The following is a 24,742-nucleotide window of genomic DNA, read 5'->3' as shown; positions in this document are numbered from 1 at the left end:
GCGGCAAGGAGCAACATCATGAGCGACAAGAAACTTTATATCTCCGACGTAACACTGCGCGACGGCAGCCACGCCATCCGGCATCAGTACAGCCTTGAAAACGTGCGCCAGATCTCCAAGGCGCTTGACGAGGCCCGGGTCGACTCCATCGAAGTCGCGCACGGCGACGGCCTGTCGGGCTCCAGCTTCAACTACGGTTTTGGCGCCCATACCGATCTTGAGTGGATCGAGGCGGTGGCTGAAACGGTAAGCCATGCCAAGGTAGCCACCTTATTGCTGCCGGGCGTGGGTACGGTGCACGACCTGCGCTCCGCCTACGATGCTGGCGCGCGCATTGTGCGCGTGGCCACCCACTGCACCGAGGCCGACATTTCCAAACAGCACATTGAATATGCGCGTGAGCTGGGCATGGATACGGTTGGCTTCCTGATGATGAGCCACATGAACGAGCCCGCCAAGCTTGCGCAGCAGGCCAAACTCATGGAAAGCTACGGCGCCACCTGCGTGTATGTGGTCGATTCGGGCGGTGCGCTCAACATGAACGACGTCCGTGATCGCTTCCGCGCCTTCAAAGACGTGCTCAAGCCCGAAACTGAAACCGGCATGCACGCTCACCACAACCTGTCGCTGGGTGTGGCCAATTCCATCGTGGCCGTCGAAGAAGGCTGCGACCGCATCGACGCCAGCTTGGCCGGCATGGGGGCGGGTGCGGGCAACGCACCGCTCGAAGTGTTCGTCGCGGCGGCTGAGCGCATGGGCTGGAACCATGGATGCGATCTATACAAGCTGATGGATGCAGCCGACGACATCGTGCGTCCCTTGCAAGATCGTCCTGTGCGGGTCGATCGCGAAACCCTTGCGCTGGGCTACGCAGGCGTTTATTCCAGCTTCTTGCGGCACGCCGAGGCGGCAGCCGAAAAATATGGGCTCAAGACGGTCGATATCCTTGTTGAACTGGGCAGTCGCCGCATGGTGGGCGGACAAGAAGACATGATCGTCGACGTGGCGTTGGATCTGCTGCAAAAAGAAAGCGCCTGACGAGGCGTACGGCATCATGCCGAAACAGGGCTGGCGAACCGGCCCTGTAAATAAAATCAAGGAGACAAGTAATGAAGAAAACCACCATTGCCGCTTTTGCGGCAGGCCTGCTTACGGCCGTTCCCATGGCACATGCCGACATAACCGTCGGGTTTTCCGGTGTATTGTCAGGGCCGCAGGGCGTGCTGGGGCAAGACCAGCGAGACGGGTTTCTGCTGGCTATTGAACAACTTGGCGGCCAGCTCGGTGGGCAGAAAGTCGAGGTGGTCGTCGAAGATGATCAGCTCAAACCCGATGTCGGGGCACAAATTGTCCAGAAGTTTCTCGAGCGCGACAAAGTTGATGCCATCGTGGGGTTGGGCTTTTCGAACGTACTTATGGCCGAGCTGCGGCGTATCAAGGATTCGGGCGTTGTGGCCATTGCCACCAACGCAGGCCCAGGGCCTGTTGCGGGCAAGCTTTGCGCGCCCAACCTGTTCGGAATTGCCTGGCAGAACGACACCATGTCCGAAGCCATGGGCCAATATGTACAAGACGTCGGCCACAAAAATGCGTATCTCATGACGTCCAGCTATCAGGCCGGTAAAGACAAGCTCAATGGATTCAAGCGATATTTCAAAGGCGATATCCTCAAAGAGGTCTATACCCCGCTGGGCCAGCTCGACTTCTCTGCAGAGATTTCAGCCCTCCAGGCAGAGAAGCCCGAGGCGCTGTTCGTCTTCTACACAGGGGGTACCGGAGTCAACTTCGTACGCCAGCTGCGTCAGGCCGGCATCATGGGCAAGACGCCCGTTTACTCTGAAGGGATGATCGATTCCAATACTTTGGTCTCGCTCAAGGCCCAGGCCGACGGCAATATCTACGGCGCTACGTGGGCCCCGGTGCTTGATAATCCGCAAAGTAAAAAATTCGTCAAGGCTTTCGAAGACAAATACGGGCACACGCCGTCTGAGTACGCTGCGAACGGCTATGACGCCGCTTACTTGTTGGACACTGCGGTCCGCAAGCTGGATGGCGATGTCTCTGATCGCAAAGCGTTCGTCAAGGCAGTCAAAGAAGCCGGTTCCGAGTTTCCGACGGTGCGGGGCAAGTTTGCATTCAACACCAATAACATGCCTATTCAGAACCTCTACGCCTTCAAGGCCGAGGCTCAGGGTGAAGATGTCGTTGTCAGGCAGCTCGCCACGGTATTCACCGACCATCAGGACGCCTACGTTTCCGAGTGCGACATGAAATAGCGTTGCGCGGAGTGTCCGCGAATGTTCTTGCCATGGGAGACGAAGGCTTCTCTCCCATGGCCGCCACGACCTCTTGACGGAAGCTTGTCATGAATAGCTCGCTGTTCCTATCGCAATTGCTCAATGGGCTGCAATTGGGTGTCTTGTTGTTCCTGCTGTCATCAGGCCTGACCCTGATCTTCGGCATCATGAACTTCATCAATCTGGCTCACGGATCGTTGTACATGATCGGCGCCTTTGTAGGCGCGGCCAGCTACAACGCAAGTGGTTCGTTTTTATTCTCGCTGGGGGCGGCGGTGGCGGCCGCAGCCGTTGTGGGCCTGATAATCGAACACCTGGTCGCACGGCCGCTATACCGCAACGATCACCTGTACCAAGTGCTTGCCACCTTCGGGCTCATGATGTTCTTCAACGAACTGGCCATCGTTATCTGGGGTAACCGTCCGTATTTCGTCACTATCCCCGAGGCTATCCGGGGATCGGTCGAGATTCTTGGGGCTCCGTACCCGGTCTACCGCCTGTTGATCATCGCCGTAGGTGTCGTTGTGGCGTTCGGGGCTTGGTTCCTCATACAAAAAACCCGCTTCGGCATGTTGGTCAGGGCCGGCACCACGCACGCCTCCATGGTCAGCGTGCTCGGCGCCAATGTCGACCTGATCAAAAAATCGCTTTTCATGCTTGGGGCGGCATTGGCCGGACTAGCCGGGACGTTGGCCGGCCCTATTCTTTCGGTGCAATCCGGCATGGGCGACCCTGTGCTGATTCTGGCTTTGGTGGTGATTGTGGTCGGGGGAATCGGCTCGATAAGAGGGGCTTTGTTCGCAGCCATTCTCATCGCCGTCATTGATACTCTGGGACGCGCCTACTTGCCGGGGCTATTGGCCCTCGTGTTGGCGCCAACCGCGGCAAATACGGTGGGCTCGGCTCTGGCATCGATGTTGATCTATTTGTTGATGGCTTTTGTGCTCGCTTTCAAGCCGCACGGTCTTATGGTTTCGGCCAAGCGCTGATAAAAGGGGCAGAATCATGACTACCAGGAATTTGACGCGTTGGACCTTGCCGGTACTGTTCATTTTGCTTGCCGCCATACCGATTGTCGCGCAAGCTCTGAATGAACCTTTCTATGTCACGTTTTTTGCTCGCGTACTGATCTACGCTTTGGCGGCGTGTGCACTTAATATTGTGCTCGGATTCGCCGGCCTGGTCAGTTTCGGCCATGCCATGTTCATAGGCTTGGGCTGCTATGCCGTCGCCATACTCAGTCATTACGGGATCAGCAACGGCTGGATCCAGCTGGTTGTGTGCATAGGCGTGTGTATCATCGTGGCTGTGCTCGTCGGAGCTGTGTGCCTGCGCACGTCCGGTATCGGCTTCATCATGATTACTCTGGCGTTCTCGCAGATGTTCTATTTCTTGATGGTCAGCCTGACGCCCTTCGGTGGCGATGACGGGTTGAACATCTACGAATCCAGTAATTTTGGCTTGTTCGAGCTAAGCGGCAGCACAGAAGTGTATTGGGCCACCTGGGCCTTGCTGCTTGGGTTGGCACTGTTCTTGAATCGTTTGCGCAGTTCACCTTTTGGGATGGTGCTGCGGGCGACACATATCAACCCGCGCCGTGTGGACGCTTTTGGCTATTCCGTGTTTAGGCTTCAGTTGTCGGCTTACGTGCTGTCCGGCGTCATTACGGGTCTTGCCGGCTTTTTGTTGGCCAACTTAACTGCTTTCGCTGTTCCAAGCTACATTGCATGGCACTTGTCCGGTGAACTGATCGTCATGGTTGTCATTGGCGGCATCGGTTTGGTGGTTGGGCCCATCTTCGGCGCAATTGTCTTTCTTTTGCTCGAAGAGTTTCTCAAGGGCTGGACCACGCACTGGATGCTGGTGATGGGGCCGATCATCGTCCTGATAGCACTTGCCGCGCGCAATCAGTTTTCATGGGCCAAAGCGCTTTTTAACCGGCCGCCGGCCGCCGAGACCGCTGTCAGGGCTCGTCCCGCAGGAGAAGCTCAATGAATGCCCCTTCACTTACGGTACACGGTCTGGTGCGATATTTTGGAGGCCTGAAGGCGACAGATGAGGTCTCACTAGAGGTTCGACCCGGCGAATTGCACGCCATCATCGGTCCGAATGGCGCGGGCAAGACGACGCTGATCAACTTGCTGACCGGCGAACTGGCGGCCGATGGCGGGCAGATATTTATCGGAGACGTCGACGTTTCGGGTCAACCCGTGCAGCAGCGGGTCGAGCTTGGCTTATTGCGTTCGTATCAAATCACGTCCGTGTTCGATGCGTTCACCGTGCGCGAGAATATTTGCCTGGCCGCGAGGCGAAAGCAGGGGGTGCGGATGGCGGTCTGGAAGCCATTGACCCAAGACGTCGATACCATGCAGGTGGCCGATCGCGTCATGGCCGAGTGTCAACTGCAACATGTGGCGGACGAGTCGGCAGCCAACCTGGCTTACGGGCAACGGCGGCAGTTGGAGATCGCGATGGCGCTGGCGGCTGGGCCTCGCTTGCTGCTGCTCGACGAGCCCATGGCCGGCATGAGTGCAGCCGAAGGCGCGGCAGCGATCGAACTGCTGCGTTCGCTGAAGGGACAGTACACCATTGTGTTGATCGAGCACGATATGAACGCCGTTTTTTCACTTGCTGATCGCATTAGCGTTCTGGTGTATGGGAAGGTCATCGCGACCGGTACGGTCGACGAGATCAGGAATCATCCCGACGTGCGAAAAGCCTATCTGGGCGATGACGATGACGCGTGAACTCATGGCAGGAGCCCCAATGCTTTCCATTAAAAAACTGGCCGCCAAGTATGGCCCTTCACAGGCCTTGTTCGACGTGGACCTGGATGTCGCCCAAGGCGAAGTCGTGGGTCTGATCGGTCGCAATGGCATGGGCCGTACCACGGTTATAAAATGCTTGTTCGGGCTGCTGCGTCCCTGCGCAGGAAGCATACATTTCGAAGGAGCTGATTTGGCTGGTCTGCAGCCATATCACATCGGGCGCATGGGTGTTTCCCTTGTGCCTGAAGGACGGCAGATTTTTCCGGCACTCACCGTCGAAGAAAACTTGCTTGCCACGGCTTCAAAGCGGGGCGGTCAAAACCAATGGACGCTGGCCAAGATTTACGAGCTGTTTCCACGATTGCAAGAGCGCCGTACAAACATGGGCGACCAGCTTTCCGGTGGTGAGCAGCAGATGCTGGCCATAGGCCGTGCGTTGATGACGAATCCGCGTCTGCTGATTCTGGACGAGGCTACCGAAGGGCTGGCGCCCGTAGTGCGAGCCGAGATCTGGAAGGTCTTGAAACGGCTTAAGGATCAGGGGCTGTCCATGATCGTGGTAGACAAGAACACCAAGGCGCTTCTGCGGCTGTCTGATCGAAATGTCATTCTCGACAAGGGTGTTTCCGTGTGGCGCGGCAGCTCGCCCGAGCTGGCCGCCCAGCCCGAGCTGATCAACCAATATGTGGGTGTCTAGGTACAAGAACCTTCGAAGCAGGCCTATGCCTGTGTTCTGGTAATTAGTGGCGCTTATGTTTTAGCGGCCTGTTCGTCGCGTATCCTTTGCTCGAGCTTGCGGCGTGCGCGCACCGCGCCTGCGTCGCCAGGAAGCAGTACGGGGCTTAGTCCGAACAGGTCGTCGGTGCCCATGGCTTGTTGTTGCTCGCTAAGCATGGGTTTGTCCTGATTGCTGAACGCGTTGTGCATGATGGCTTGCCGACGAGCATTGACCTCTTCGTCTTCCATGCAGAAGCGCCGGGTAAGCCAATAAAAATAGTGGGATGTTGTTTCGGTTTCCGGCGTGACGATATGCGCGTTGTCGGTGCGCAGGCCTTCGCTTTCAGGTTCTTCACGCGGTGTAATGGCGATATCCAGATGCATTATGCCGGGTGCGCGCCAGCGCACCTCAGTTCGAAAATTGACAGCTTGGCCGGGTTGGGGCATGAGGCGGTCATAAGCGGGTGGGGCGCTGTCGTGCAGGCATTCCCAGACTATATGGACATCGTCTCCGTGTTCGGTCACCTTGGGTTTGGCCGCGGTGAATGCGCCGCCGCCTACGGAATCAGCATGTACGAAATCTGCATGGCTCAGATCCATGACGTTGTCGGCGATCAGTTTGTAATTGCAATCGGTCCAGAGATAGCCTTTTGAAGCGGCAGTGGGCACAGATGCATGCAGGCGCGAAAAATCGGGCAGCAGATCGTCTCGGGCTTCTTCAGCCTCGCCCATCCATATCCATGCGATGCCGTCTTTCTCCATTACCGGAAACGACCGCACTTTCGCGGCGGCCGGCGTGTTGGAGCTATGCGGATTCACCACGCAGCGGCCGGAGCAGTCGAATTGCAGTCCGTGATAACCGCATTCTATGGCGTCACCCTTGATGACGCCCAGATGCAAGGGAACGAAGCGGTGGGGACATCGGTCGTGCAAGGCCGATAGCCGGCCATCCGTTCGTCGAAAGAAAACCACGGGCTGGTCAAGCAACTTACGATGAAACATCTTGCCGGGCTCGATTTCGTCAGCCCAGCCCGCCATATACCAGGCGTTCTGTAGAAATGCCATGTTTGTCTCCATTCGGCAGCTTTGGTAGAGCTCATTCATATTCAATGGGTGCGTACGAATCTTGCGCATGAAGCACCTGAGCCCTACTTTATTGCCCGGCGTTCAATACATATAGTGGATTCTATTTATTCACAGTATTTGATTCATTTATAGTATGTTGTTTATTTAGCTGTTTCTTTGACTTTCCAAGGTAAGCCTGCCAGGTGACCTCTTGAAAACTGACTTGAATCTATTGCGAGTGTTCCTCGCTGTGCATGAGGCGGGCAACGTAACGGCCGCGGCTGCGCGTTTGGGCATCAGTCAGCCCGCAGCCAGTGCCGCACTTGGCCGATTGCGGCGTGCCTTGGGCGATCCCCTGTTCGTTCGTCACGGCCAGCGCATGCGCGCGACACCGCTGGCGCAAGGCATACTGGGTAAAACCCGTGAGGTGATCGATGTAATTGATCACGAGATCTTGGCGCCGGCCACGTTCGACCCGGCCAGGTACGTAGGCGAGCTTGTGATCTGTTTGAGCGAGATCGGCGAGGTCGTTCTGCTACCGGCAATTTATCGCATGCTGCGCGAGCGGGCTCCAGGTCTTAAGCTAAAAACCTTCAGCCTTGGCCCGGATGAGCTGGATCAGGCAATGTACGAGGGTCGGATCGACATGGCCGTCGGTTATTTTCCAGACCTTACCGGGGCCAACATCTACCAGCAGCGGCTGTTTTCACATGTTCTGGCTTGCATGGTTCGAAGTGATCACGCTATTTCGGGCCCGCGCATGACCATGACACAATTCAAGAAGGCGGAACACCTGCTTGTGCGCGATGGCAGCCGGACCATGGAAATGTACGAACGCTATATCCAGGCACAAGGAATACAACGCCGGGTAGGTTTACAGATGTCCCACTATATGAGCGTGCCGGGTTTGGTGGAAGAGTCTGACATGGTCGTGGTATTGCCGCGCACCATTGCGCAAAGATTCGCAGAAAGCTGGCGTTTGAAGGTGCTGGCGCCGCCCGTCGGTATCCCGCAATACGATCTAAAGCAGTATTGGCATCGCCGTTTCAACAATGATCCGCGTCTTAGATGGCTTCGCAGTGTGTTGCTCGAACTATTCGACGGCTTTCTGGCGCCGGAGCCGAATGACGCCGGCGCCGCGGCACAAGGGCGGACACTTGGCGGTGACCGTCCAGCCAAAGGATCGCGTCGTGGAAGCGTCCGCAAGAGGTAGAATCCTCTACGTAAGGACGTTATACGATCCTTGTGCTTGATAGCTTACATATACGGAAAAATGGAGGATTCAATGAAGGGCCAAGATAGTGTGACGGCGGTGCGGGTGCAGTGTCCGGTGGAAGAAAGCGAGCGGCAATACAACTTACGAGCGGCGTTCCCCAGCTTTCCTGAAACGCGCGAGACCTGGGTGCAGGCAAGCCGTGAGCTGATTCAAAGTGTCGCACCCCGCGTTGATCTGGCCTATGGCGACAAGCCGCTGCAAAAGCTGGATTATTACGCTGCCAAGGCGGGCGGCCCTTTGCTTGTGTTTGTTCACGGCGGGTACTGGCAAGGCGGCGACAAGGCCGATGTTGGTTTTATGGCCGGCCCGTACATTGCGGCCGGCATCAACGTGGCGGTCATCAATTACTCTCTGGCTCCCGAGGCTCGAGTTGAAGAGATGGTGGACGAGGTGCGTTCCGCACTTGTCTGGCTGCATGCTCAGGCTGATGAGTTGAATTTCAATGCCCAGCGCATATCGCTCATGGGCCATTCGGCCGGCGGCCATCTTATTTCAATGATGGTGGCGCGCGTCGATACGCCGGCTCCCGAGGGCATGCCGGCTATTGTCAACCTTTTTCCCATCAGCGGCGTATTTGATGTGCCGCCTTTGCTGCCGTCATCCATCAATACGGCGCTGGGCCTGGATCAGCCCCGTGCCGAGGCGCTTAGCCCGCTGGCATGGCCGGGCCCCAGCGACACGTACATCCATACCTTCGTCGGTTCGGGTGAAACCGAGCAGTTCCATCGCCAATCCGAGGCGCTTGGGCGGGCCTGGAAGGTTGCGCGGCACGACTCCGTACCGGGCACCGACCATTTCACCGTGCTTAATGTACTGGCTGACGCGTCGTCCGAGTATACGAGCGCCGTAATCGCCGTGATCAAGGGTTGATTTATGTCCGAAGCAACACACACCAGCTCGGCGGGTTGGATGGCGCGCAGTTTGCGCAGCGTGTGGCATCCGTGCACCCAGATGCAGCATCACGAGACCACGCCGCTGGTTGCAGTCAGCCGAGGCAAGGGCGCCTGGCTTTTCGACCACGAAGGGCGGCGCTACCTGGATGCCATCAGTTCATGGTGGGTGAATCTGTTCGGCCATGCTAATCCACGCATCAACATGGCGCTTAAAGATCAGCTCGATCAGCTTGAGCATGCCATGCTGGCGGGCTTTACCCACGAACCGGTCGTGATGCTGTCAGAGCAGTTGGCAGAGCGCACCAATCATGCTCTAGGGCATTGCTTTTACGCGTCAGACGGCGCTTCGGCCGTCGAGATCGCCCTGAAGATGAGCTTCCATTACTGGCGCAACGTGGGCCAAGCCGGCAAGCAGGAATTTGTCTGCCTGAAGGGCAGCTATCATGGTGAAACCCTGGGGGCGCTAAGCGTCACCGACGTGGCACTGTTCCGCGATGCCTACGGGCCGTTGCTGGGCAGCGCCCATGTCATCGATTCGCCCGACTCGCGTCAGGCTCCTGAGGGGGAAACGGCAGCCGACCAGGCGCGACGGGCTGCGGCAAAGCTCGAGGCGCTGCTGCAGCAACGCGCCGGATCAATCGCCGCCGTGATCGTCGAGCCCTTGGTGCAATGCGCCACAGGCATGGCCATGTACGACCCGCTCTATCTGTCGCTGCTTCGCGACCTATGCGATCGCTACGAAGTGCACATGATCGCCGACGAGATCGCGGTTGGGTGCGGGCGCACAGGCACCTTCTTCGCGTGCGAGCAGGCATCGGTGTGGCCCGATTTCATTTGTCTATCCAAGGGCATCACCGGCGGCTATCTGCCGCTGTCGCTTGTCATGACGCGCGGTCATATCTACGAGGCTTTCTACAGCGACGAGGTGTCGCGCGCCTTTTTGCACTCGCACTCGTATACGGGCAATCCACTTGCTTGCCGCGCGGCCCTGGCAACACTGCAAATCTTCGAAGAGGACAACGTTCTGGATGCCAACCGCGCGCTGGCGGCAAAAGTAACGCGTGCCCTTGAGCCGCTGGCGTCTCATCCCAGGGTGCGGCATTTCCGCAACTGCGGCATGATATGGGCCTTCGACGCGGTGCTGGATTCGTCCGATGCTTCGTTCGCACGTCGCTTCTTTACATTGGGTCTGGAGCGGGGGTTGTTGCTTCGGCCAATAGGCAACACTGTCTACATGATGCCGCCGTACATTCTGGATGACAGCGAGGTCGCATACCTGGCCAACAGTGTGCGCACGGTATTTGAACAAGCACTAACGCCATGAAGCCGCTGGATACAGTGCGCGAGCGGCTTGCCGCGCTCGACCAGCAAGGCTTGCATCGAGTGCGCAGAATCTCCGACAGCCCATGCGGCGTTCGCCCGACAGTCGATGGGAAGTCGGTGCGGGCGTTTTGCAGCAATGATTATCTTGGCCTGGCTGCCGATCCGCGTATTGCGCAGGCGCTTCAAGAAGGGGTGGAGCGCTTTGGCGTAGGCAGCGGGGCATCGCATTTGATTAGCGGACATCACCACGTGCACGCCCGTCTTGAGGAAAGGCTGGCTTCGTTTCTGGATGATCACATACCTGGTGTGGCGGCGTTATATTTTTCCACCGGCTATATGGCCAACGTTGGCGTGCTCGCGGCTCTGGCCGCTCTGGACGAAGATGTTGAAATATTTTCAGAAGCGCTGAATCACGCCTCATTAATTGATGGCATGTGGCAGGCCAGGGCGCCGGTCAGGGTATATGGACATTGCGACGTTGTAGCGCTCGAAAGCATGTTGTCGGCCAGCACGGCCAATGTCAAGGTTGTTGTCACCGACAGTGTGTTCAGCATGGACGGCGACCTGGCTCCCTTGCCGCAAATGCTGGCCCTGTGCGAAAAATTCGGCGCCTGGTTATTGGTGGATGACGCACACGGGTTCGGTACTCTAGGCAGCCGAGGGCATGGGGCGTTGGAGCATTTTTCCTTGCGGTCCGACCATCTCATTTACGTCGGTACCTTGGGCAAGGCGGCCGGCGTCGGCGGCGCCTTTGTTGCGGCCGAGGCCGGAATGATCGATTGGCTCGTTCAGCGCGCACGGTCCTATGTCTACAGTACTGCGTCGCCTCCCGCATTGGCGCACGCGTTACTGACCAGCCTGGACATCATCGAGGGGCCCGACGGCGCTGCCAGGCGCCAGCGGCTGCAAGCCCATATCAAAGTGCTTGACCGCGAGCTTGCCCTGAAACAGTGGCAAAGGCTCGAGTCGGCAACCGCCATACAACCCATCCTTATCGGGGCCAATGAACAAGCCACACTGGCAGGCAAGCGTCTGCACGATGCCGGCTACTGGGTTCCCGCTATCCGGCCTCCGACTGTGCCCCCCGGCACGGCAAGATTGCGCATTACATTGTCGGCCGCCCATGACGAAGCCGATGTGGTGGAACTGGCACGCGTCATCAACCGGATCGAAGATCGCCACAAGGACATGTCATGAGCGTCACCGCGAGGTTTGCCTGTTTCGTGACCGGCACCGATACCGAGATCGGCAAGACCCTGGTCAGCAGTGCCATGCTGCATGCGTTGACCCGCGAAGGTGTCAAAGCCGCAGGCATGAAGCCGGTGGCCGCAGGCGCAGAAGAACGCAATGGCGTCTGGCACAACGAAGACGTCGATCGCCTGAATGCAGCCGCCAACGTCAAGCTGGCGCCGGAACTGGTAACACCTTATCTTTGGCGGGAGCCCATCGCGCCGCACATCGCGGCGCAGCATGCGGGCGTGCAGATGTTCTCAAGCCGAATACTTCAGGCCTACGCCCAGATAAAAAAAGAGTGCGATGCTCTGGTCGTGGAAGGGGTGGGCGGCTTTTGCGTGCCTCTTTCGGATTATTTCGATACCGCTGATCTGGCGCGCGAGCTGGACATGCCGGTCGTCATGGTGGTTGGGTTGCGGCTGGGCTGCATCAACCATGCTTTGCTTACAGTGCAGGCGATATCGGCCCAAGGCCTTGAGCTGGCTGGTTGGGTCGCCAATACGGTCGACGTCGACATGCCCTATCTGCAGGAAAACATCGATACTCTGCGCCGCCGTCTTAGCGCCCCAATGCTTGGCCATGTGCCGCGCCTGAGCTTGCCAACAGCCGAGGCGGCGGCGGCTCACATTGATTTCAGCATGCTGCCGGGGTGGCCAAAGGCGCTTCAAAGATAAGGGCTGGCCAGCCAGATTATCTTATTGCGCAGGCGCTTGATGAAGGGCATGGTGGCCAGCGTCTCCAGCGTTACCGCGTCGGAGTTTTCAATTTCAGCGTCGATTCTTTGTTGTAGGTCTTCTGCCATTTCTCGGCTGTGAATCTCGACGTCCAATTCGAAGTTCAACCGCAGGCTGCGGGGGTCGAGGTTGGATGAGCCGACGTATGACCAGGCGCCGTCTATGGTTATGAGCTTTGAATGGTTGAAGGTGCCGCGAGCGCGCCAGACGCGGCAGCCGTTGCGAATGACCTGGTCGAGTTGCGCCGTCATTGCGTAGTTGACCAAGCGCAAATTGTTTCGGCCCGGAATCACGATATCGACCTGTACGCCTCTGCGCGCTGCGGTATTGATCGCCGCCAGCAACGCGACGTCGGGCAGAAAATAAGGTGATTGAATGCGTATGCTGTGCTGCGCGACCGCAAAAGCACCAAGCAGCATGTGGTGGGTGCTGAGAATGGTGCGATCCGGACCCGAGCGCACGCACCGCGCCGGCACACGCGGGTTCGGCGGCGACCAGCTTTCGCAGCACCAGATTTCGTGGGGAAGGACTTCGCGGGTGGTGAACTCCCAGTCTTGCGAGAAGGCCGCGGTTAGTTGCAGCACGATGGGGCCTTCAACCTTGAAGTGGGTGTCGCGTGCGGCAGGCTCGCCCGAGGGCCCGGTAGTGAAGCCGGCACGGATGTTCATTCCGCCGGTAAAGCCGATGCATCCGTCGACAATAAGTATCTTGCGGTGGCTGCGCAAGTTGGCATACGGCATGCGCAAGCCCAGCGGGTTCGTCATGAACAGCGCCGTGCGCACACCCTGGCGGCGCAGCAGATGAACAATGGGCGGCCTTGAGTACTTTGAACCGATTGCGTCGATCAACACGCGTACTGCAACCCCGCGCTTGACCGCCCTTGCCAGAGCATCGGCGATCATCCGGCCTTTGTGATCATTGTCGAAGATATAGGTTTGCAGGGCGATCGATACCTTGGCGTTTTCGATGGCTTCGATCATGGCGGGATAGGTTTCATCGCCGCTGCAAAGAAGCTGAATGTAGTTGCCGTCGCATAACGGGAAACTGCTTACCGTGTCGCCCAGGGTGCGCAAAGATTCAAACTGTGGCGCTGAATACGGCGCCACGTCGGCGATAGGTGTGTCGTCAAGCGTGCTGTAGTCGCGTAGCGATTTGTCTCGCTGCTGCGATATTTGGTCGTGGCGCACGCGGTTGATGCCGGCTATCAGGTAAAAACAGGCTCCAAACAGCGGCGAAAATATGATCACGCCTACCCAGCCGATGGCGGCACGCACGTCGGTCTTGTTCATGGCGGCATGTATTGCAGCGGTCACGGCCGCCGCAACAGTGAACAAAAACACGAAGTGTGGCCAGTATTCTTGCAAGAAAGCTTGCAGCGAAAGCAGCATATTATGAGTTTCTTAGATGTTGGGTTCGTGAGCGGAGGTGCATGGCAGGGAAAGGCCGACCCTAGCTGACCAAGTATATAGAAAGTAGTCTGGCAGTTGCGGTGAAGGCCGGCGGTTGTCGGGCCTGGATAGACCGGCCGGCTTCAAATACACCGTTTCGCCGGCACTAAAGTGCTGGCGTTTAATCCGTGTGAAATTCATGCTAGAATCTTCATTCTTTGCTGGCTTGGGCTGGCAAAGAAACAACGGTGACCGTAGCTCAGTTGGTAGAGTCCCGGATTGTGATTCCGGTTGTCGCGGGTTCGAGCCCCGTCGGTCACCCCACATTTCTCTTTTGAATCAAATAGTTAAGTCTGCGCTCTATTTTCATAATACGAAAATTAGAACAAATTGAGCCGCATTAGAACTTTTCTCATTCTGTAGCTGAGGCTCGCCTCACAATCCGGCGATCATAATGTCGGTGCGTCGTTTACGGATTTGCATGGGCCGCCGAAATTTTCCTCACTCGTCGCCCGTCGTAAATTCGCCGCGTCGTTGCCGGGTTCGAGTGCGTTTCCGGGTCTTTTTTCCCTTCCAGTATGTGCGTCATCTAATTGGCCCTTAGGTCATGAAACGTGAAGCGCTCGCTAGTTTCGCCTTCGGTCAGGCAGTCAATCATGGCCTTCGCCCACATGCACTTGAAACCAGACTCGGTGTAAGGCTGTCCACGACGATTGGCAAATACGAACGCTGAAAGCGGCGCTGGCTTTTTGCCGGCGCGCTTGACGGCCGCGATATCGTGCAGCAAACCCCGCTACCCGATCACTGCCGAACGTTGTAACTTCCTTTAACCGCAGCTAAACTACTCCCCAATTTCGAGGCCCGCGGCTACTCTCGTAGCGGATGTGCGAAACCTCGATCGCTGTAGCCTATAAAACAAGACGGAAGGGGCGCAAATGAGTAGGGGGCTCTCGCGGCGCGAGTTCATCAAGTTGGGAACGGTCGGAGGCATCACACTGATGTTTGCTCGCCTTCCCGCCGCCCAGGCGGTCCAGGTGCATTCAGGGGTACATTCCAAAAACTGGCTGAACACCGACGGATCGGCCCGCTACCGATGGGATGCGCTGCGCAAGGTGACAGGCGAGAAGGTCTTTGCCTACGACTATCGCGCCCGCGACCTGCCGGGTTGGCCCGAACAACAGGCGCACGTCTTCTTCATCAAGGCCACGCAGGCAGACCGACGTTTCGAAGGGGTGGACCTTTCTCTATTGGGCAGCCATTTGCAACCTGATCGCTTGGTGCTGCACGAAGACCTGGAGCGCGATGGCATACACGCGCCTAATCCGCCCGATTTGGGTCCCGACTTCTACGGTCGCCACCTGCTTACACCCAAAGGAGAAACGCCTTCCATGCTTGGCCACCCCGTGGCCATGCTGGTGTACGAGGATTTCGAACGTTTCCAGGTCGCCCGGAGACGATTGCAGTTCGCACCCGAAGCCGTCCTATACGGTGAGCAAACTGGCCCCGTGCCGCCGCCACCTTACGGGGCGGCGCGCTATGTACGCATCGGCGGCGCAACGCCCGCCGACCCGCCACTTTACTCGCCCATGCAAGACGCCGTCATCTGGGGGGCCTTCGAAGGCGATAAGCCTGTGTGGCCCAAGCCGGACGACGACAACCCATTCATTCCTCACGTGGCGGCGCTCAAGCACAGGGGCGGTGGCGTAACACTTGATTCTGAACAAGTGGCCCGCGAGAGCGGCGATGCCATGCGTCGTGGGATGGATGCCGCACAAGCCATAGAACAACGCCTCGAAGAGGCTCGCGCAGAACCTCGCAAATTCGTGCTGCGGCGGCAAGGCTATTCACAGTCCATCGACCCTTGCGCCATGGAGCCGGACAATGGCAACGCATGGTACGACCCGCATACGCGCACGCTTTGTCTGATTACCGCCACGCAGTCGCCCTACGAGGCGGCCCGCGTGGCGGCCCTGATGGTCAAGGACAACCCGCGTTTCCCGGTAGAGAAAATCGAGTTGCTTACGGGCTCGACGGTGGGCTATGGCTCGAAAGACCACTCCATCTTTCCTTATTACGCCATCGCCGCCTGTTTCTATGGCGCCGGTCGGCCCGTGCGCCTCGCGAACACACGCTACGATCAATTCCAGATGGGCATGAAGCGCCACGCCATCGACATGGACGTGACCATCGCCGTGGACCGCAGCAGCGGTCTTTTCGACGTTTTGAAAGGCGAGTACACCTGCAATGGCGGGGGTCGCGCGAACTTCTCGTTTTCGGTGGCCCAGGTGGCGGCCACCGCGGCCCAGTCCATTTACTACTTCCCGCAATCCGACCTGGCCGGCGTAGCGGTGTCTTCGCCGGCCGTGGAAGCGGGCTCAATGCGCGGCTACGGTGCTTTACAGGCAATGACCATGACAGAAGTCATGGTGGATGAAATCGCCGCCGAACTGGGTTTGGACGCCATCGAGCTGCGCCGACGCAATGCACAACGGCCCGGCTATCCCAACACCCAGGGCGCTGTGCCCGAGGGCGATCCGCGCAACCTCGAAATGCTCGATCGGGCCGCCGCGCATCCGCTTTGGCGCAACCGCGAAGCGGACAAAGCCGCCTACGAAGCCGCACACCCGGGGCATCGCTACGGCCTGGGGTTTGCGCAAGCACAGAAAGATTACGGCTCGGGTGCCGATACGGGCGCGCTGGTGCTTGAGTTTGACGCGCAGGGCGTGCTTGCCATGCGCCATTGCACGCAGGAAATCGGCACCGGCGCCACCACGGCACAGCAGATCATGGTCCAGCGCATACTGGGCAAGGTCCCCGACGTTGCCGTTTTTGGCATCACCGCGTTCGAACAGCTTCCTTTGGTAAGCAACGAAATTCCCTTTACCCTGACACAACAGCAGCAAGACGAACTGGCGCGCGATCCCTATTGGGTGCCCAGCCTGTTACCGCCCATGAGCGCATCCAATAGCGCGTACTTCATTGGTTTCAGCACGCGCCAGGCGGCCCGTTTTCTACTCGAAAACACGATATGGCCGGCCGCCCAAGCCATCTGGGGCGGCGGCCCGGCCGGCGGCCAGTTGGCAAGCGGCGATATGCGCATGCAAGACCTGCGCTTAGTGAATGGCGGCATCGGTGGCGGCGGCATGTCGCCCATTCCATTTGAGGATATCGCCCGCAAGGCGCATGAACTTGGATTGATCACCGGCGTGGCGGTGCATTGTTTCAGCCGATGGCAGTGGGCCAGCGCAGAGTTCGACATACCCGGCGCGGGCCTGCGGACACTACCTGTCGATGCGTTGGCGGTACGCTACGGCGATGGCGCGCCCGACGAATACAAGCGTCTCATGACCACAGGCGGCTACCATTTCATAAAGCGCAGCACAGTGCAGTTTCCCTCCACGGACCGCAACAGGGCCGGGGTCACGCAGTATACGGCGGCGGCGTGCCTGGTGGCGGTCGACGTCAACACTCACACCGGCGAAGTGCGCGTATTGAAGCACCATAGCGTGCTGGATACCGGCATGGTTATCGTGCCCGAACTGGTTTCGGGCCAGCAGCAAGGTGGCCTGGCCATGGGCATTGGCCATGCCCTGATGGAAGACCTGCCGCTATACGGCGATGGCCCTGGCAACGGAACCTGGAACTTCAACCGCTACACAGTGCCGCGCGCCTCCGACGTGGCAGTGTGGCGGCAGACCGCCGAGTATCTGCCTCCGCAGTCCGACTCTTCACCCCCCAAGGGCCTGGCCGAAGTGGTGATGATCCCGGTCATCCCGGCTATTTCCAACGCCGTGGCGCACGCCATCGGCGCACGATTTCATCACTTTCCCATTACACCGGGCAAGATCAGAAAGGCGCTGTCATGACTCTTGAAAAGCGGCCGCTAGCCCTGACTATCAACGGCCAGGACATCGGTCCGATCGATGTGCCCGCCGGCATGCCGATGATCCACTTCCTGCACGAATACCTTAACCTCACGGGCACCCACTTCGGTTGCGGGCAAGGGATATGCCATGCCTGTGCCGTCATGGAAAAGCGCCCGGACGGCACGCTGGCTGAAACCCGCACCTGCATCTTCGATGCGCACTACTTCAACGGCAAGTCCATTGTCACCATTGAGGGGCATGCCACGCACGATGCCCAAGGTCGCCTCGAATCGTTGACACCGGTGCAGCAGGCATTCGTCGAGCACTTTGCTTTCCAGTGCGGCTATTGCACCGCCGGCTTCGTGGCGGGCGCCACCGTTTTCATCGATGAGCTCAAACGCGCGCCAGTACGGCGCGAGCACTTGGAGGCGGCCATAGAAACGGCGCTGGACGCGCATATCTGCCGCTGCACGGGCTATGTGCGTTACCACGAAGCCGTCCGGCAAGTTGCCCTGGCCACTCCGGGCTGTGTTACCGACTAAGGAGGACGAGTGCCATGACATCGCACCGAATGCGCCGCGCGCTCTGGGCCGTGCTCTTGCTGCTTGCCCTGCTGATGCTGGCTGTGTACCTGGGGTTCTTCCGCAGCTCCAGCGTGGGCGCGGATGTCGAGCAGCCGCTCAGCGTCGACGACATGCGGCAGTTGCTGCCGCGCGGGCGCGAGATGGCCGCTGCGGCCGATTGCTTCGGCTGCCACTCCACTCCGCAAGGGCCGCTGGCGGCCGGCGGCGTCGCCATCGGGACGCCATTCGGCACGCTGCATTCCACCAACATTACGCCGGACCCTGTGCATGGCATCGGCCGCTACACTCGGGCCGATTTCCACCGCGCCCTGCGCGACGGCGTGGCGCGGGGCGGGCGTAACCTGTACCCGGCCATGCCTTATGTATTCCTGCACCGCATCACGCCCGGGGACGCCGACGCGCTGTACGCCTACCTCCAGACCATCCCGCCCCTGGCAGTGCCCAACCAGCCCAACACCGGCGTCTATGTGCTGCCGGTGCGCGGCGCCATGAACTTCTGGAATCTCCTGAACTTTCCCAAGCGAGAAGGCATCGAGGGCCTGGCCGCGCCGCCTGCTGGCGGCCCTGGCGATGATGTCGGCGAACAATCGGCCCTATGGACCCGCGGCGCCTACCTAGTGGAAGGAGCGGGCCACTGCGCGGCCTGCCATACGCCCATGAACTTCATGATGGGCACGAACTTCTCGCGCCATTTCGAGGGCGCCGTCATCGACGGCCTGCAGGCCCCGGACATACGCGCCGCCACCCTGGCCCGGCAAGGCTATACAGTCGACACGCTCACGCGCTTCCTGCGTACCGGCGTGTCGCCGCAAGGTACTTCATTTGGCGGCATGTACACCGTTACCCATGCCTCCACCAGCGAACTGAAAGCGCAGGACGTGCAGGCAATGGCGACCTACCTGCTTACCGGGGCCGACGGCCGGGCGGCAACCGCGGCCGCAGCGCCGATATCGGCCGCAGTCGACGCCCACGCACGCGCGAAGGAGGGCGGCGCCCATACCGACACGCCAACCACGCCTGGCCTGGCCACGGGCCGGCTGCAATATATATCCGCATGCGCAGGCTGCCACGGCATGGCCGGCGAGGGCATCCCCCACCTTGCCCCCGCCATGCAGGGCAACGCCGCCCTGAGCAACAGCGATGCGTTCAACTTCATCAAGGTCGTGCTGGAAGGCATACCCACGCAAGCTTTTGCGGGCAATGAACGCATGTACGCCATGCCCGGATTCGCCGAGCAGCTCAGCGACGAGCAGATCGCGCAATTGTCCAACTGGGCTCGCGGACAATGGGGCGGACAGCCGGCCGACATATCCGCCAAGACGGTAGGCAGGCTGCGGAAAAAATAAGGGCGGATACCTCCCCTATCCATAACGCTTTTGTCCCATTGCTATTGGAAAGCCGTGGTAAATCGGTAACCATCGGTCTTCTTTTGAGAAATCAAGCAATAAGAATCTGCCGGAGCCATGGCCTTCGACAGTTTCCTCAGGGACATCGACATGCAAGCTCCATCTATTTCACGCAGGAATTTCATCAAGCTGGCCGGCGCTTCGGGCATGCTGGCCGGGCTTCCAGCCACCGCGTTCGCCGAGCAGAAAACCTTCTCCGACGGCTTTTTATGGGGCGTGGCCTCGTCGGCTTCGCAGGTGGAAAGCCGCCAGGGCCGGGGCCGCAGCAACTGGGATGACTTCGCCGACCAAAAAGGGCACATTCTCGATGGCTCGACAAACGCCGTCAATACGGCCTTCGAAACCCACTACGCCGAGGATTTCGCCATGCTGGCCGCCGCCGGTGTGAATGCATTCCGATTCTCCTTCGCATGGCCGCGCATCCAGCCGGACGGGCCCGGCAAACCCAACGAAGCGGGGATGGCGCTGTACGACCGCATCATCGACGAAATGCTGAGTCGAGGCATGAAGCCGGCAGCCACCATGTGCCATTGGGACATGCCCACCTGGGCGGGCGACCTGCGCGACCGCGACATCACCCAGCGTCTGGCCGACTATGCCGACATATTGACACGCCGCTTCGGCGACCGCATTGGACTGTGGCTGGCGCTGAATGAACCGAACACCGTGGCGGCCGCCGGCTATGCCCTGGGCATTCATGCGCCGGGCCTGGCGTCGATGCAAGCAACGGGCGCGGCGGTGCATCACCAGAATCTGGCCCAGGGCCTGATGATAGCGGCGGCCCGCGCCAACCTGCCCAAGGACGCTCGGGTTTCCACCACCATCAACTGTCAATCGGCACGTCCTGCGACCGACTCGTCCGAGGACGCGCAAGCCGCCGAAATGGCCGAAGCTTTCTGGAACGGCGCATGGCTGGACCCCTTGTTCGGCCGCGATTATCCCGAAAAAGTGCGCGCGCTGGTCGAACCATTTGTCAAAGCCGGCGACATGGAGAACATCGCGGCGCGGCCCGACTGCCTCGGAGTCAATTACTACGCGCGCGTCTATGCTCAGGCGGCGGCCGGGTCGCCCCTCGGCTTCATGCCGCTGGTCGATCATTTCCCCAATAAACTCATCCCCACGCAGATGCTGCCGGTCGAGCCCGACGGCCTTACAGAGATACTGCTTCGCATTCACACCGAATACGGCGCCCCCGACATCTACGTCACTGAGACGGGCTTCCCACTGGAAGATCCCCAGCCCGTGGACTGGGTTGTGCAGGACCCCAAGCGCAGCACTTATCTGCGGTCTTATTTACAGGCGGCGCATCAGGCCGTCGATCAGGGCGTCAAGCTGCGCGGCGTTTTCTACTGGGCCGCCACGGACAATTGGGAGTGGGCCATGGGCTTCACCAAAACCTTCGGGCTGATCCAGGTGGATCGCGCCACACAGAAGCGCACACCCAAGGCCAGCCTGGCCTATTACGCGAAATGCATCAAGATGAACGGCGTGGCATGAAGCAGCGCGTCAAGCAAAAATCGTGGTTAGCCGCGTTGGCCTTCAGCGCGGCACTGTCGCTGACGGGCACGCAAGCCCTCGCCTCGGAAAACGGCAGCAGCTTCTATCTGCTGGGGTCCAAGGGCCCGATGGCCGGCGTCGTGCCCGCGCCCGGCTTGTATCTGCAGAACGACGTCTACTACTACACGGCGCGGGCGGACGCATCGCAATCCCTGCCCACCGGCGGCCAGGTGGCCGTCGGCCTCAAAGCACAGGCTCTGATCAATCTGCCGACCCTGGTCTGGTCCACACCGTACAAGTTGCTGGACGGCCGGCTGGCACTGGGGCTGACCCTGCCTTACGGCCATCAGTACATCGATGCCGATCTGGTGCTCGGCCCTTACGCCGGCGACACCACCAGCCGCGTGACGACCCTGGGCGATCCGGTCGTCACCGGCACATTGGGGTGGCAAAACGGATCCTATCACTGGAGCCTTGTCGGCATGGTCAACGTGCCCGCCGGACATTATCGAGAGAACTCTATGTCGAACATCGCCTTTCATCGCTGGGGCGCCGACGTGTCCATGGCCGGGACCTGGTACGACCCCGCCGTAGGCTGGGACATATCCGGCGTGGTCGGCGTGACCTTCAACGGCAACAACCCGAAGACGAATTACCGAACCGGCACAGAGTGGCACCTGGAGGCCGCGGTCTCCCGCGACATCGCCGGCCCTGGCACCACCCTGGGCGCCATCGGCTATTATCATCAGCAGATCAGCGATGACAGCGGAGACGGCGCGGTGCTTGGCGGATTTCGCGGACGCACGGCCGCCCTTGGGCTCACGGCCAGCCATGCATTCAAGTGGGAAAACACACCCATCCAGGCGCGCTTGAAGGTTTTGCGTGAGTTCAATACCCGGAACCGTGTCGAAGGCACCGCCGTCTACCTGACGCTATCGCTGCCCTTTCATGATTGAATCATGCGGCAAAACGCGTCGTTCAACCGTTTGATTCGCTGCCGGAGAAAACATGATGGAAGGTGGTTTCTACATCTCGACCGACATGGTCGAGGAATCGATACGTGACGATTTCTGGCGCGAGACGTCATCCCTGCTGTATGAAATCACGCCCGCGGGCGACGAAGGCATATCGGGATCGGTGCGCTCGCGCCTGTTCGGCAACATGGTGCTGGGCAACACGACGTTCAACCGACAATACTGCAAACGCACGTCCAGCCTAATCACTCAGACGGATCTGGATTTCTACTTGCTGCAACTGATTCTCGCCGGAGAATACCGGGGTGATTTCGCCGGCAAAGATCTGCTCGCCCGGCCCGGCGACATGTTCATCCTGGACCTTGCGCGTCCATTGATCAGCCTGAAGGAAGCCGGCGCCAGGATTACTCTCGTCATCCCTCGCAAAGACATCGGCCAAAACTGGACAACACGTAACCTGCACGGCGTGGTGCTGCGGGGCAATGTACCCACCAACCGGCTGCTGTTCGATTTCATCGTGTCGCTCGATGGGCTGCTCGACGACATGGAGGCCCACGCCATGCCGGGCGTGGGTGAATCGCTGATGATGCTCGTAAAAGCGGCCCTTAGCGGCGCCACCTTGACACACGAGCAATGCATGGCGATCAACCTCTCGATGCGGCAGCGCATCATCGAATACATCGACCGCCATATTTCGGACCCCTCGCTCGGGCCCAAGTCCATCATGCAGCACTTCAGGCTGTCGCACTCGCATCTATACCGGACGTTCGAGTCTGACAAGGGCGTGGCGCGGCTGATCAGGGACAAACGTCTGGATCTGGCGTATCGCATAATCCTGCACAAGCACGGCCAGAGGCTGTCGCTGAAGGAGCTTGCCTATAAATGCGGCTTCTCGAGCCGATCGCAGTTTTCGCGTTTCTTTCACGATAGGTTCGGCGTCGCCCCAAAAGAATTGCGCGGCTTGCAAAAGGCCATGCCGTGCGACACGGGCTCTTCCTCCATCCTGTTTCATCGCTACATCGCTACGCGCATCCCGCCTGCCGACGACTAATGCATTGTTTAATCGGTTCGCGCATCCGGATGTATGGACGTCCCAGACAGGATGCAAGCCGGATGATGCTGCCGTCAAAAAGGCTCGTGGGAGAAAGGCGCTCCAGATTAGAGACGAATCCGGCCCATGACGCCCTCTACTGGGTCCTGGCAGCGGCTATAACTAGAACAACAATGCATTTCGTATGCATCTCATGAAGCTCCGGCTTCCTCACCTTCCTACGACGAGCGAATGATGTCTGTACTTCCGATCTCCCGCCGCGCCTTCCTCAAAGGAATGGGCGCTACGACCGCGGCCATGATACTGCCGCGTTTTGCCTGGGCCAAAGAGCCGACCTTTGGCCAAGACTTCTTGTGGGGCGTGGCAACCTCGGCGCCCGAATCGGAAAGCCGCGCCAATCGCGGACGCAGCAATTGGGACGTCTTCATCGACAACATCGGCGGCTCTGCCGACGGCACGAACAACGTGCGCAATACCGAATTCGATTCCCGCTATCTGGACGAATTCAAACTGCTGCAGGCTTCCGGCGTCAAGGCGTTTCGGTTTTCTTTTGCCTGGTCGCGAGTGCAGCCCGAAACCCCGGGCGCTCCCAATATGCGGGGCCTGGATCACTACGATCGCATGATCGACGCCATGCTGGAGCATGGCCTGGAGCCTGTTCCGACCTTGTTCCATTGGGACATCCCGTTATGGGCCGGCGATTTTCTGGATCGCGACATCAGCCGCAGAATGGGGGACTACGCCGAAATCATGGCGCGCTTGGTCGGCGACCGGGCCAAGACCTGGCTGCTTTTCAACGAGCCCGGCATCATTCCCATCTTTGGCTATGGTCAAGGCATTTTCGCTCCGGGCTACCGATCCCGGCGCTACCTGGGGGCGGCCCTCCATCATGTCAACCTTGCACATGGCAGGGCGCTGACGGCCGTCCGGGCAAACACGTCCTCTGGCACACGGGTTTCATCCGCCTTCAATATCATGCCGTTCGAAGCCCCCTCTGGCAGCGCCGAAGACGTGGCAGCCGCACGCTTCATGGATGTTCTATGGAACGAGGCGGTTCCCGCGCCGGCTTATGGTCGTGGGTATCCTTCTTTGGTCCTGCCGCTGGTGGAACCCTACATCCAGAACGGCGATATGGAAGCCATTGCGGTCAAGCCCGATTTCTTCGGCTTGAACTTCTACTCTCGGTCGTTCGTCAAGGCCGACCCTGATTCTCCGGTGGGTATCGCGCTGGTTGAGCCGCCCGCAGAGCTCGAACGAACCGATGAACTGCCCTATGACCCCGACACGTATACCAAGGTGCTGCTAAAAGCCCATAAAGACTACGATGCACCCGACATCATCGCCACGGAGTTCGGCTTTCCCGTGGCCGAAGAAGCTCCCAAGGACGGATGGGTGAACGACCCCTTGCGCATCAAGTACATGCAAGGATATATCCGGGCCGCCCATGACGCCTACCAGCAAGGCGTCAAGCTGAAGGGGATGTTCTATTGGTCTTCGACGGACAATTGGGAATGGGTGCTGGGCCTGAGCAAGCACTTCGGCCTGATACACATCGACCAGCCCTCATTGAAACGCATCCCCAAGCGCAGCCTCGAATACTATGCCAAGTGCATCCGGCTCAACGGACCGGCTTAAGTTTCTGTGTTGACCCCGCAGTTACCGACCGGCGA

Annotated in this window: 20 protein-coding genes and 1 tRNA gene; 19 read left to right on the top strand and 2 right to left on the bottom strand. The window is 59.3% G+C overall.

Features of this window, described 5'->3' with window-relative positions:
• The first annotated feature begins 18 nt into the window (after positions 1–18).
• The 6 genes from dmpG to ACIY1O_RS03480 all read left to right on the top strand — a co-directional run bounded on the left by dmpG (position 19) and on the right by ACIY1O_RS03480 (position 5,762).
• Positions 19–1,038, top strand: a complete 1,020-nt coding sequence (gene dmpG / locus ACIY1O_RS03505) for a 4-hydroxy-2-oxovalerate aldolase (RefSeq protein WP_397473692.1) — start codon at positions 19–21, stop codon at positions 1,036–1,038.
• Positions 1,039–1,109: 71 nt separating this feature from the next.
• Positions 1,110–2,276 (top strand): ABC transporter substrate-binding protein, encoded by a 1,167-nt coding sequence (locus ACIY1O_RS03500; RefSeq protein WP_397473691.1) that lies wholly within the window; start codon positions 1,110–1,112, stop codon positions 2,274–2,276.
• Positions 2,277–2,365: 89 nt separating this feature from the next.
• Entirely contained in the window at positions 2,366–3,286 is a 921-nt protein-coding gene (locus tag ACIY1O_RS03495) for a branched-chain amino acid ABC transporter permease (protein ID WP_397473690.1), read from the top strand.
• Positions 3,287–3,302: 16 nt separating this feature from the next.
• Positions 3,303–4,292, top strand: coding sequence for a branched-chain amino acid ABC transporter permease (locus ACIY1O_RS03490; RefSeq protein ID WP_397473689.1), 990 nt, complete (start codon positions 3,303–3,305; stop codon positions 4,290–4,292).
• Entirely contained in the window at positions 4,289–5,044 is a 756-nt protein-coding gene (locus tag ACIY1O_RS03485) for an ABC transporter ATP-binding protein (RefSeq protein ID WP_397473688.1), read from the top strand. The genes ACIY1O_RS03490 and ACIY1O_RS03485 overlap by 4 nt, the downstream gene beginning before the upstream one ends.
• Before the next feature lie 19 nt (positions 5,045–5,063).
• Positions 5,064–5,762 carry an ABC transporter ATP-binding protein gene (locus ACIY1O_RS03480; protein WP_397473687.1) on the top strand — a complete coding sequence of 233 codons (699 nt, stop codon included), beginning with the start codon at positions 5,064–5,066 and terminating at the stop codon, positions 5,760–5,762.
• A gap of 53 nt (positions 5,763–5,815) precedes the next feature.
• Here the strand turns inward: ACIY1O_RS03480 and ACIY1O_RS03475 are convergent, their stop codons facing one another.
• On the bottom strand, positions 5,816–6,847 hold the full coding sequence (locus ACIY1O_RS03475) for a Rieske 2Fe-2S domain-containing protein (RefSeq protein ID WP_397473686.1): 1,032 nt from the start codon (positions 6,845–6,847) through the stop codon (positions 5,816–5,818).
• 211 nt (positions 6,848–7,058) lie between these two features.
• Between ACIY1O_RS03475 and ACIY1O_RS03470 the strand changes: the two genes are divergently transcribed.
• From ACIY1O_RS03470 to bioD, 5 genes are all read left to right on the top strand, one after another.
• Entirely contained in the window at positions 7,059–8,060 is a 1,002-nt protein-coding gene (locus ACIY1O_RS03470; protein ID WP_397473685.1) for a LysR family transcriptional regulator, read from the top strand.
• 72 nt (positions 8,061–8,132) lie between these two features.
• Positions 8,133–8,993, top strand: a complete 861-nt coding sequence (locus tag ACIY1O_RS03465) for an alpha/beta hydrolase (RefSeq protein ID WP_397473684.1) — start codon at positions 8,133–8,135, stop codon at positions 8,991–8,993.
• A 3-nt stretch (positions 8,994–8,996) separates the two neighbouring features.
• Positions 8,997–10,340 carry an adenosylmethionine--8-amino-7-oxononanoate transaminase gene (gene bioA, locus ACIY1O_RS03460; RefSeq protein ID WP_397473683.1) on the top strand — a complete coding sequence of 448 codons (1,344 nt, stop codon included), beginning with the start codon at positions 8,997–8,999 and terminating at the stop codon, positions 10,338–10,340.
• Positions 10,337–11,536: an 8-amino-7-oxononanoate synthase gene (gene bioF, locus ACIY1O_RS03455; RefSeq protein ID WP_397473682.1), complete on the top strand. Its 1,200-nt coding sequence runs from the start codon at positions 10,337–10,339 to the stop codon at positions 11,534–11,536. The genes bioA and bioF overlap by 4 nt, the downstream gene beginning before the upstream one ends.
• Entirely contained in the window at positions 11,533–12,246 is a 714-nt protein-coding gene (gene bioD / locus ACIY1O_RS03450) for a dethiobiotin synthase (RefSeq protein WP_397473681.1), read from the top strand. The genes bioF and bioD overlap by 4 nt, the downstream gene beginning before the upstream one ends.
• Here bioD and cls read toward each other — a convergent pair.
• Positions 12,237–13,694 (bottom strand): cardiolipin synthase, encoded by a 1,458-nt coding sequence (gene cls / locus ACIY1O_RS03445; RefSeq protein ID WP_397473680.1) that lies wholly within the window; start codon positions 13,692–13,694, stop codon positions 12,237–12,239. The two genes, bioD and cls, sit on opposite strands and share 10 nt — an antisense overlap.
• Before the next feature lie 248 nt (positions 13,695–13,942).
• Between cls and ACIY1O_RS03440 the strand changes: the two genes are divergently transcribed.
• The 8 genes from ACIY1O_RS03440 (at position 13,943) to ACIY1O_RS03405 (ending at position 24,707) form a co-directional block, all read left to right on the top strand.
• Positions 13,943–14,018: transfer RNA gene (locus ACIY1O_RS03440), tRNA-His, on the top strand.
• Between the two features lie 611 nt (positions 14,019–14,629).
• Positions 14,630–17,560 carry a xanthine dehydrogenase family protein molybdopterin-binding subunit gene (locus tag ACIY1O_RS03435; protein ID WP_397473679.1) on the top strand — a complete coding sequence of 977 codons (2,931 nt, stop codon included), beginning with the start codon at positions 14,630–14,632 and terminating at the stop codon, positions 17,558–17,560.
• Positions 17,557–18,102: a (2Fe-2S)-binding protein gene (locus ACIY1O_RS03430; RefSeq protein WP_397473678.1), complete on the top strand. Its 546-nt coding sequence runs from the start codon at positions 17,557–17,559 to the stop codon at positions 18,100–18,102. The genes ACIY1O_RS03435 and ACIY1O_RS03430 overlap by 4 nt, the downstream gene beginning before the upstream one ends.
• Before the next feature lie 14 nt (positions 18,103–18,116).
• Entirely contained in the window at positions 18,117–19,490 is a 1,374-nt protein-coding gene (locus ACIY1O_RS03425) for a cytochrome c (RefSeq protein WP_116518785.1), read from the top strand.
• Between the two features lie 117 nt (positions 19,491–19,607).
• On the top strand, positions 19,608–21,047 hold the full coding sequence (locus ACIY1O_RS03420) for a glycoside hydrolase family 1 protein (RefSeq protein ID WP_397473677.1): 1,440 nt from the start codon (positions 19,608–19,610) through the stop codon (positions 21,045–21,047).
• Positions 21,020–22,003 (top strand): SphA family protein, encoded by a 984-nt coding sequence (locus tag ACIY1O_RS03415; RefSeq protein ID WP_397473676.1) that lies wholly within the window; start codon positions 21,020–21,022, stop codon positions 22,001–22,003. The genes ACIY1O_RS03420 and ACIY1O_RS03415 overlap by 28 nt, the downstream gene beginning before the upstream one ends.
• Positions 22,004–22,055: 52 nt before the next feature.
• Positions 22,056–23,072, top strand: a complete 1,017-nt coding sequence (locus ACIY1O_RS03410) for a helix-turn-helix domain-containing protein (protein WP_397473675.1) — start codon at positions 22,056–22,058, stop codon at positions 23,070–23,072.
• Positions 23,073–23,303: 231 nt separating this feature from the next.
• The gene (locus tag ACIY1O_RS03405; RefSeq protein WP_397473674.1) at positions 23,304–24,707 is read left to right on the top strand and encodes a family 1 glycosylhydrolase; all 1,404 of its coding nucleotides are present in this window, start codon (positions 23,304–23,306) and stop codon (positions 24,705–24,707) included.
• The last annotated feature ends 35 nt before the right edge of the window (positions 24,708–24,742 follow it).

Origin of the sequence: Pusillimonas sp. (genome assembly GCF_044464525.1) — a bacterium.
Lineage (GTDB): Bacteria > Pseudomonadota > Gammaproteobacteria > Burkholderiales > Burkholderiaceae_B > Pusillimonas.
Note: the sequence above shows the minus strand (reverse complement) of the source record. Positions and strands in the feature narration are given on the sequence as shown.

Bases quoted from the DNA above. Each gene is read 5' to 3' on its own strand.
- ACIY1O_RS03420 (WP_397473677.1), top strand. From the start codon at position 19,608: ATGGCCTTCGACAGTTTCCTCAGGGACATCGACATGCAAGCTCCATCT.
- ACIY1O_RS03410 (WP_397473675.1), top strand. From the start codon at position 22,056: ATGATGGAAGGTGGTTTCTACATCTCGACCGACATGGTCGAGGAATCG.
- ACIY1O_RS03500 (WP_397473691.1), top strand. From the start codon at position 1,110: ATGAAGAAAACCACCATTGCCGCTTTTGCGGCAGGCCTGCTTACGGCC.
- ACIY1O_RS03475 (WP_397473686.1), bottom strand. From the start codon at position 6,847: ATGGCATTTCTACAGAACGCCTGGTATATGGCGGGCTGGGCTGACGAA.
- ACIY1O_RS03430 (WP_397473678.1), top strand. From the start codon at position 17,557: ATGACTCTTGAAAAGCGGCCGCTAGCCCTGACTATCAACGGCCAGGAC.
- ACIY1O_RS03415 (WP_397473676.1), top strand. From the start codon at position 21,020: ATGCATCAAGATGAACGGCGTGGCATGAAGCAGCGCGTCAAGCAAAAA.
- ACIY1O_RS03435 (WP_397473679.1), top strand. From the start codon at position 14,630: ATGAGTAGGGGGCTCTCGCGGCGCGAGTTCATCAAGTTGGGAACGGTC.
- ACIY1O_RS03490 (WP_397473689.1), top strand. From the start codon at position 3,303: ATGACTACCAGGAATTTGACGCGTTGGACCTTGCCGGTACTGTTCATT.
- ACIY1O_RS03495 (WP_397473690.1), top strand. From the start codon at position 2,366: ATGAATAGCTCGCTGTTCCTATCGCAATTGCTCAATGGGCTGCAATTG.
- ACIY1O_RS03480 (WP_397473687.1), top strand. From the start codon at position 5,064: ATGCTTTCCATTAAAAAACTGGCCGCCAAGTATGGCCCTTCACAGGCC.
- dmpG (WP_397473692.1), top strand. From the start codon at position 19: ATGAGCGACAAGAAACTTTATATCTCCGACGTAACACTGCGCGACGGC.
- cls (WP_397473680.1), bottom strand. From the start codon at position 13,694: ATGCTGCTTTCGCTGCAAGCTTTCTTGCAAGAATACTGGCCACACTTC.
- ACIY1O_RS03465 (WP_397473684.1), top strand. From the start codon at position 8,133: ATGAAGGGCCAAGATAGTGTGACGGCGGTGCGGGTGCAGTGTCCGGTG.
- bioA (WP_397473683.1), top strand. From the start codon at position 8,997: ATGTCCGAAGCAACACACACCAGCTCGGCGGGTTGGATGGCGCGCAGT.
- ACIY1O_RS03485 (WP_397473688.1), top strand. From the start codon at position 4,289: ATGAATGCCCCTTCACTTACGGTACACGGTCTGGTGCGATATTTTGGA.
- bioD (WP_397473681.1), top strand. From the start codon at position 11,533: ATGAGCGTCACCGCGAGGTTTGCCTGTTTCGTGACCGGCACCGATACC.
- bioF (WP_397473682.1), top strand. From the start codon at position 10,337: ATGAAGCCGCTGGATACAGTGCGCGAGCGGCTTGCCGCGCTCGACCAG.
- ACIY1O_RS03425 (WP_116518785.1), top strand. From the start codon at position 18,117: ATGACATCGCACCGAATGCGCCGCGCGCTCTGGGCCGTGCTCTTGCTG.
- ACIY1O_RS03405 (WP_397473674.1), top strand. From the start codon at position 23,304: ATGATGTCTGTACTTCCGATCTCCCGCCGCGCCTTCCTCAAAGGAATG.